Consider the following 7587-nt stretch of genomic DNA (forward strand, 5'->3'; position numbering starts at 1 on the left):
CCACCGTCCCCCGAGGGAGGCGGTCACCGGCGGGGCGGACGCCGCTGACGCGGCGACCGAGACGGACGGGCCCGGAAGCGACCCGGACGGTCCCGCGTCGTCGGATGGCGAACCGTGCGAGTGGTCCGACGCGGTCGAAGCGCGGCTGGACGCGGTCGATGGACGGATCGACCGAGCGGAGCGGCTGACCGACGCCGACCTGGAAACGGCGACGGCGGCGGTCGCGGAGGCCGACAGCGTCGAAGAGCTCTCCGCGCTCGCCGACCGCGTCGCCGCGGACGCGGAGCGGCTCCGCGAACTGAGCGACCGTGCGTCGGCGCTCGCGTCGCGCGCGGAGTCGACCGACGCGCCCGTCGAGGCGCTGGAGCGGCTCGCGTGATCCTCGCGGTCGCCGGCGGCAAGGGCGGCGTCGGAAAGACGACGCTCGCGTACAACGTCGCGGCCGCGCTCGACGCGGTCGTCGTCGACGCCGACCTCGGGATGGCCGACCTGCCCGCCGGCCGCGGTCCGGACCTCCACGACGTGCTCGCCGGCGAGGCGGACCCGATCGAGACGCTGCGTGCCGGCCCGGTCGATATCGTCCCCTGCGGCCGGACGCTCGCCGGCGCGCGGGCGGCCGACCTCCGGCGGCTCGAAGCCGCAGTGGCGGCGGTCGAGCGGGAGCGCGGCGCCGTCGTCCTCGACTGTCCGGCGGGGCGACGTGCGGACGCCGGGGTGCCGCTGGCGGTCGCGGACGCCTGCCTGCTCGTCGTCTCGCCGCGGGCGTTCGCGCTGGCCGACGCGATCCGGACGCGGGAGCTCGCCCGCGAGCTCGACGCCGGGCTCGTCGGCTGCGCCGTCAACCGCGTCACCGAGGCGCCGCCCACCGACGCGATCGCCGACGCGTTGGGCGCGCCCGCGTCGGTCGTTCCCGCAGACCCCCGCGTCGGGCGGTCGGTCGCCGAGGAGCGGCCGATAGTCGACGCGGCGCCGGACAGCGCCGCGGCGGCGGCGGTCCGCGACCTCGCTCGGCGAGTCCCTCGATAACGACCGCTGAACGCGTCTCCCCTCGACCGACCGCGAAGTCGCGGCTTTTTACCGCTCCGGGACGGACCCGCGGACGATGCTCACGGTCGCGTTCCTCGTCGGCGTCGCCGTCCTGTCGTTCCTTGCCGTCGAGATCGGCCCCCTCTACGCGGCCGACCGGTTCCGCGACCTCCGGGAGCCGACCGACAGCGAGCGCGGCCGCCTCGACTACCTCCGCGAGACGGCCGGGCTCGACGTGAACCGCGTCGCGATCGAACGGCGCGGCGCGGACGAGCCCGGCGGCGAAGCCGAAGGGGATTCCGGTCGCGAGGGCGTCGGCCGCGTCGAGGTCTCGGTCCGCGGCCCGCCCGGACGGCGCGTGCTGTTCCTCTCGGAAGCCGTGCTCGAAGACGTCGACGACGACGTCGCGATCGGCCTGCTCGCGGCCGAGGCCGGCCGCGTCGAGACGTACTACGGCGAGTTCCGAGCGGTGGCGATCGCGGCGGTGCTCGGCGTGCTGGCGGCGATCGTCACCGCGACCGTGGCGTTCGACGCGGGGTTCGCGTCGCTCGCCGCCGTCGGCCTCGCGGCGTTCTGGGTCGGGCGGCGGGTGCAGTACGCGGCGGACGACCGCGCCGCAGACACGGTCGGCGCGGGCCGCGTCGCCGACGCGTTCGAGCGCGTCGCGGCGGTCCGCGGGGTGGAGCCGGCGACCGGCGACTGGTCGACGTGGTTCGAGGTCCAGCCGCCGCTCGGCGATCGGATCGCAGCGCTGCGGGAGCGAGAAGCGTCGGAGGCGTCGTGAGACGCCGCACACGGAGGCTTCCGTTAGCGGGTCGGCTCGACGACGACCGCCGTCGCGTCGACGCTGACGTCGTAGTCGGCGACGGAGAGTGAGACGTCGACGGCGGCCTCGGCGGTTCCGGAAACGAGTGCGTCCAGCGCGTCCAAGTCGACGTGATCGTAGAGGACGATCCCCGCCTCGTCGGCGAGGTCGACCGGGTCGACGCTGGCGGCGTCGGCGACGGCCTCGATGACGGCCCGGCTCGGTGACGGACCGTCGCTCCCGTGTTCCACGCGGACCGTCTCTGAGACCGATCCGTGACCCCGCGAATCCGGCATTACGCTGCTCATACCCGTCCAGGCGTCGAACGCGTATATAAACGTCTCCCCGTATTTATCGCGGTTGAAATTCTGGCGCCGAGCGAAACGGCTATGCCCGGTCCATCGTCACCCCGTACCATGGCACTCGAACGCGCCAAAGCGGGCATCGCGGCGGGAGCCGACGGCGACGCGTTCGGGTTCGTTTTTCCGTGATCCCCGCGCGGCGGAATCCCTCCCGCGGCCGGACAGTGAAACCGCGCGGATCGGCGGCGACGTGCCGGAACCGTTACCAACCAGCCAGACGCCTATAGACACAACTCGAATGCGACTCCCGGAACGACAGCTCGCGGTCCTCGAGGCGGCGAGCGCGACGGACGAACGGACGATAGACGAGCTCGCGGCGGCGACCGGACTCAAGCCGGAGACGGTCACCGGTGCCGCCTTCGACCTCCGCGACGAGGGGCTTCTCTCCGTCGCCGAGACGGCCGCCGAAACCCTCGACCTTACCGACGAGGGTCGGCGGTACGTCGACGGCGACCTCCCCGAGACGCGGCTCTACCGCGCCGGGCTCGCGCTCGGCGCCGACGAGTCAGCGGTCTCGATGGGGCGAGTCATCGGCGAGGCCGACCTCGACGGTCCCGAGGTCGACATCGCGCTCTCGAACTTCGCGCGCAAGGGCTACGGGTCGATCGACGCGGGCGAGCTGACGGTCGACTCCGACGCCGGCCCCGACGCCGACCCCGAGGCTGCCGCGCTCGCCGCGCTCGCCGACGGCGAGGCCCCCGACGTCGACGACGCGGTTATCGAGCAGCTCGACTCCCGCGGGCTCGTCGACCGCGGCGAGTCGGTGACCCGGTCGGTGACCCTCACCGACGAGGGCGTCGACGCGCTGATGATGGGCGTGGAGGCGACGGAGACGGTCGCGCAAGTCACCCCGGAGCTGCTCGCCAGCGGCGAGTGGCGAGACGTGGAGTTCTCCGAGTACAACGTCGAGGCCGACGCGCCCGCGGTCTCCGGCGGTCGCAAACACGTCCTCCGTCGAACCGCGGACCGCGTGAAGGACGTGCTGGTCGGCATGGGCTTTTCCGAGATGGAGGGCCCGCACGCCGACAGCGACTTCTGGATCAACGACTGCCTGTTCATGCCGCAGGACCACCCGGCGCGGACCCACTGGGACCGGTTCGCGCTCGACGTGGACCCGATGGAAGAGATCCCGGACGAGCTGATTCGCCGCGTCGAGTCGGCCCACCGCGACGGCTGGGGCGAGGACGGCGACGGCTACCACTCGCCGTGGTCCGAGGAGTTCGCCCGCGAGGTCGCCCTTCGCGGTCACACCACCTCGCTGTCGATGCGGTACCTCTCCGGCATCGCGGGCGCGGAGCTGGAGCCGCCCCAGCGGTACTTCTCCGTCGAGAAGGTGTACCGCAACGACACGCTGGACCCGACGCATCTCCTCGAGTTCTTCCAGATCGAGGGGTGGGTGATGGCCGAGGACCTCTCGGTGCGCGACCTGATGGGCACCTTCGAGGAGTTCTACCGGCAGTTCGGGATCACCGACATCCGGTTCAAGCCCCACTACAACCCGTACACGGAGCCCTCCTTCGAGCTGTTCGGGGAACACCCGGAGACGGGTGAGGAGATCGAGATCGGGAACTCCGGCGTCTTCCGCGAGGAGGTCACCGGCCCGCTCGGCGTCGACTGCGACGTGATGGCGTGGGGGCTCGCCCTCGAACGGCTCGCCATGCTCACCACCGGCGCGGAGGACATCCGCGACCTCCACGGGACCCTGGCCGACATCGAGTTCCTGCGGGACGCGGAGGTGAGCTACTGATGCCCGTCGTCGACATCGACACCGACGAGCTGCGCGGGCTCACCGGCCGCACGGACACGAGCGACGAGGAGTTCAAGGAAGACCTGTTCGGCCTCGGCCTGGAGTTCGAAGGCGAGACCGACGACGGGCTCCTCCAGTTCGAGTTCGCGCCCGACCGGCTCGACCGGCTCTCGGTCGAGGGCGTCGCGCGCTCGCTGCGTTACCACTACGGCGACGACCGCGGCGTCTACGTCCCCGAGACGAACGACCCCGAGTGGACCATCGAGGTCGACGAGTCGGTCCCCGACGAGCGCCCGTACGTCACCGGCGCCGTCATTCGGGGTCTCGACCTCGACGAGGGCGCGCTCGACTCGCTGATCCAGCTCCAGGAGAAGCTGCACGCGACGATGGGGCGCGGCCGCGCGAAGGGCGCCATCGGCATCCACGACCTCGCGATGGTCAAGGGCGCCCCGCTGCAGGAGGGCGCGGAGCCGTCGATCACCTACCGCGGCGTCGACCCCGACGGGGTGTCGTTCGTCCCGCTGGACGCGAACGACGAGCTGACGCCGACCGAGGTGCTCGAAGAGCACGCCACCGGGCAGACCTACGCCGACCTCGTCGACGGCCTCGACCGCTACCCCGCGATCTACGACGAGCTCGGCCTCTTCTCGTTCCCGCCGGTCATCAACGGGAAGCGGACCGAGGTGACGACGGGCTCCCGCGAGCTGTTCGTCGAGCTCACCGGCACCGACCAGTGGACGATCGACCGGATGTGCAACATCATCTGCTACGCGCTCTCTGCCCGCGGCGCGACGATCGAGGCGGTCGAGGTGAACTACGCCGACGGTGCGGTCCACCCGACCGAGTACGGCGCGGAGCTGGTCCGCCCGGACCTCGACGTCGACGAGAAGTCGGTCGGCCACGACCGGATCGAGACGCTGCTCGGCGTCGACTTCGAGCCCGAGGAGGTCGTCGACTGCTTCGAGCGCGCCGGCCTCGACGCCTCGTACACCCTCGACGAGGACGTGACCTACGAGGTTGAGATTCCGCCGTACCGCGTCGACGTGCTCCACCCCCTCGACCTCGTCGACGACGTGGGGCGGGCGTACGGCTTCGACAACCTGGAGCCGCGCTACCCCGACGTCGGGACGGTCGGCGGCCGCCACGAGCGCTCGCGGCTGGAGGACGCGGTCCGGACGAGCCTCGTCGGGCTCGGGTTTGAGGACCTGCTCAACTTCCACATGACGAGCGGGACCGAGAACTACGACCGGATGGACCTGGCGGCCGGAAGCGACGCCTTCGGCGGCGGCGACCCCGTCGAGATCACGGAGCCGTACAGCGAGGAGTACACCCAGCTCCGCACGTGGGCGACCCCGTCGCTGTTGATGCTGCTCGAGCGGAACACCCACAACGCGTACCCGCAGGACGTCGCGGAGGTCGGCTTCGCGGCCGAGCGCGACGACGCGGAGAACACGAGCGTCGCCGAGCGCCGCCACGTCGCCGGTGCGGTCGCCCGGCGCGACGCCTCCTACGAGGTCGCGAAGGGCCGGCTGCAGGCGGTGTGCGACGACTTCGGCGCGGAGCTCGAGACCCCCCGCACGGAACACCCCTCCTTCATCGACGGCCGGACCGCCGCGGTCGTGATCGACGGCGACGAGGTCGGCGTGATCGGCGAGGTCCACCCCGCCGTGCTCGTCGAGCACGACCTCGAGGTGCCCGTCGCGGCCTTCGAGTTCCACCTCGACGCGCTGCGCTGACGCGGACTCGGTCGGTTTTCGTCCCCGACACCCGCCTCACACCTCACGCCTCACACCTCACGCCTCACGATCGGGTGAGTCACGATCGGGTGAGTCACGACCGGGCGAGACGCCTCGGCGCGCGTGCGATCGCTCCCGGAACCGCTGTGCGCGACGTCGGGAGTGAGTATCGCGAATTGGTGAAACGGTTGTTTATAAGCGATCGAGTGATGTTCCTGGCGACTGTTTATCGGTGATCGACGCTTCTGCGGTGAAGGCCTCCAAAGCCCCAGCCGCTCGCTTATACCTTGTTGATCGCAGATCGACGGCGAACGCCGCCAAAGCCCCAGCCGCGAGGACTCGCGCGGCTCGGTGCGCTCCTCGTCACTCGCTACGCTCGTTCCTGTGGTGCTTCCGTCGCCGTGCTTCGCCCTCGCGACTGCCCCTTTGAGTCCCGCCCNCTTTCGAGGCCGCTACAAACCGTAACCATCCCAAACCAGCGGTACGGTGCCGTGGGAATCTTCGCCCTTCAGGGCGGAGAGGATGTCAAGTCGCTGGGGTTCGCCGAGCGCGACTGCCCCTTTGAGTCCCGCCCAGCCCAGCAACCGCGCCTCACGCCTCCCCAGCCTCGTCGGGCGGCCTTCGCTTCGCTCCAGCCGCCCGACTCCCTCGCACGCGCTGACTCGCGGCCGCCAGCGGCGGCCGCTCGCAGGCGCGCGCCGACCGCTTTGTCCAAGTATAAGGGATCGTCGCCGTCACTCAGTGCCATTTAAATATCGTCTTGCCAGCACCGATCCGTACCACTCCGGTATTAACCACCGCGGTTTCCGCACTGATCGCAAGAGCGTCGAGCTGTATCTGCAGTCAAGTGGTCCGCCCCGCCGAAAAATCGGAAAACCGCCCCGGCGATCAGAACAGGCCGGGGACCAGCACGTACGTCAACAGCATTCCGAACACGCCGGCGAACAGCGCGAACAGCGCCATCGGGACGATGGCCTTCCGCAGCAGGTCGCCCTCGCGCCCGGTGATCCCGACGACGCCGCAGATGGCGGCGACGTTCAACACCGAGACCATGTTCCCGAGGCCGCCGCCGACGTTCTGCAGGCTGACGACGATCGTCCGGGAGAGCTCGACCGTCTCGGCGGCGTTGTACTGGAGCACGCTGAAGAGGATGTTCGAGGAGGTGTTGCTCCCGGTCATGAAGGAGCCGATGGCGCCCACCCACGGGGAGACCATGGGGAGCAGGCCGCCGGCGCCTAACGCGAGCGCGCGGCTGAGTGCCTCCATCATGCCGAGGAGGCCGGCCGTGTTCGTCTGCGACTGGATCATCACCTGCGTCATCGACACGGCGATGATGAGCGTGAGCGCGGCGGGCGCGACCTGCTCGATCGAGCGCCGCCACGCCGCCCCCATCTCGCCGGTGTCCATCTTGTGGATGAGACCGGTGAGAATCGCGATCGGGATGAACGGCATCGTCCCCGGGAGATAGAGGTACCGGAGCGTGTACTCGAGCTCCGTCCCGAGGATCGAGTCGATGCTGACGGAGAAGCTCTGGATCCACGCGAGCACGTCGGTGCCGGCGACGGCGAGGTCGGGCCACCGCGTGACGAGGAGCGCGAGCGCGACGAGCAGGTACGGCGTCCACGCCAACAGCACGGACATCTCCTTTTTCGGCTGGTCCCGGGCGACCTCGTCGAGGTCGAGGCCGCCGAGCCACGTGTCGGTCCACGTCGACTCGTCGGGGAAGTCCCACTCGCGGCTCGGGACGAGGATGTCGTTGTTCGCGAGTACGAGGCCGACCGCGAGCACCACGAACCCGGCGGCGATGTCGGGGAGCGCCGGGCCGATGAACCACGCGATCACCAGTTGCGTCCCGCCGGTGATGGCGCCGAGCAGGAGCGCGAACGGCGCGATGGGGAGGGTGCTACGAAC

At 70.6% G+C, this 7587-nt stretch carries 6 protein-coding genes and 1 pseudogene; 5 read left to right on the plus strand and 2 right to left on the minus strand.

Annotated elements, in window-relative coordinates:
• From C468_RS02270 to C468_RS02280, 3 genes and pseudogenes are all read left to right on the plus strand, one after another.
• A pseudogene (locus C468_RS02270) lies at window positions 1-379 on the plus strand (hypothetical protein); the annotation flags it as partial.
• The gene (locus C468_RS02275; RefSeq protein WP_008847258.1) at window positions 376-1026 is read left to right on the plus strand and encodes a MinD/ParA family ATP-binding protein; all 651 of its coding nucleotides are present in this window, start codon (window positions 376-378) and stop codon (window positions 1024-1026) included. The pseudogene C468_RS02270 and the gene C468_RS02275, both read left to right, overlap by 4 nt.
• Before the next feature lie 76 nt (window positions 1027-1102).
• Window positions 1103-1810, plus strand: coding sequence for a peptidase (locus tag C468_RS02280; RefSeq protein WP_008847259.1), 708 nt, complete (start codon window positions 1103-1105; stop codon window positions 1808-1810).
• Between the two features lie 23 nt (window positions 1811-1833).
• On the opposite strand, the gene C468_RS02285 is transcribed toward C468_RS02280, so the two are convergent.
• Entirely contained in the window at window positions 1834-2139 is a 306-nt protein-coding gene (locus tag C468_RS02285) for a HalOD1 output domain-containing protein (protein WP_049911915.1), read from the minus strand.
• A gap of 292 nt (window positions 2140-2431) precedes the next feature.
• Here C468_RS02285 and pheS point away from each other — a divergent pair, with 292 nt between their 5' ends.
• On the plus strand, window positions 2432-3940 hold the full coding sequence (pheS, locus tag C468_RS02290; protein WP_008847261.1) for a phenylalanine--tRNA ligase subunit alpha: 1509 nt from the start codon (window positions 2432-2434) through the stop codon (window positions 3938-3940).
• The gene (pheT, locus tag C468_RS02295) at window positions 3940-5676 is read left to right on the plus strand and encodes a phenylalanine--tRNA ligase subunit beta (RefSeq protein ID WP_008847262.1); all 1737 of its coding nucleotides are present in this window, start codon (window positions 3940-3942) and stop codon (window positions 5674-5676) included. Before pheS ends, pheT begins: the two co-directional genes overlap by 1 nt.
• Before the next feature lie 888 nt (window positions 5677-6564).
• On the opposite strand, the gene C468_RS02300 is transcribed toward pheT, so the two are convergent.
• Window positions 6565-7587, minus strand: a 1023-nt coding sequence (locus tag C468_RS02300; protein WP_008847263.1) for an L-lactate permease, incomplete at its 5' end; no start/stop codon positions are given.

It is taken from the genome of Halorubrum kocurii JCM 14978 (assembly GCF_000337355.1).
GTDB lineage: Archaea > Halobacteriota > Halobacteria > Halobacteriales > Haloferacaceae > Halorubrum > Halorubrum kocurii.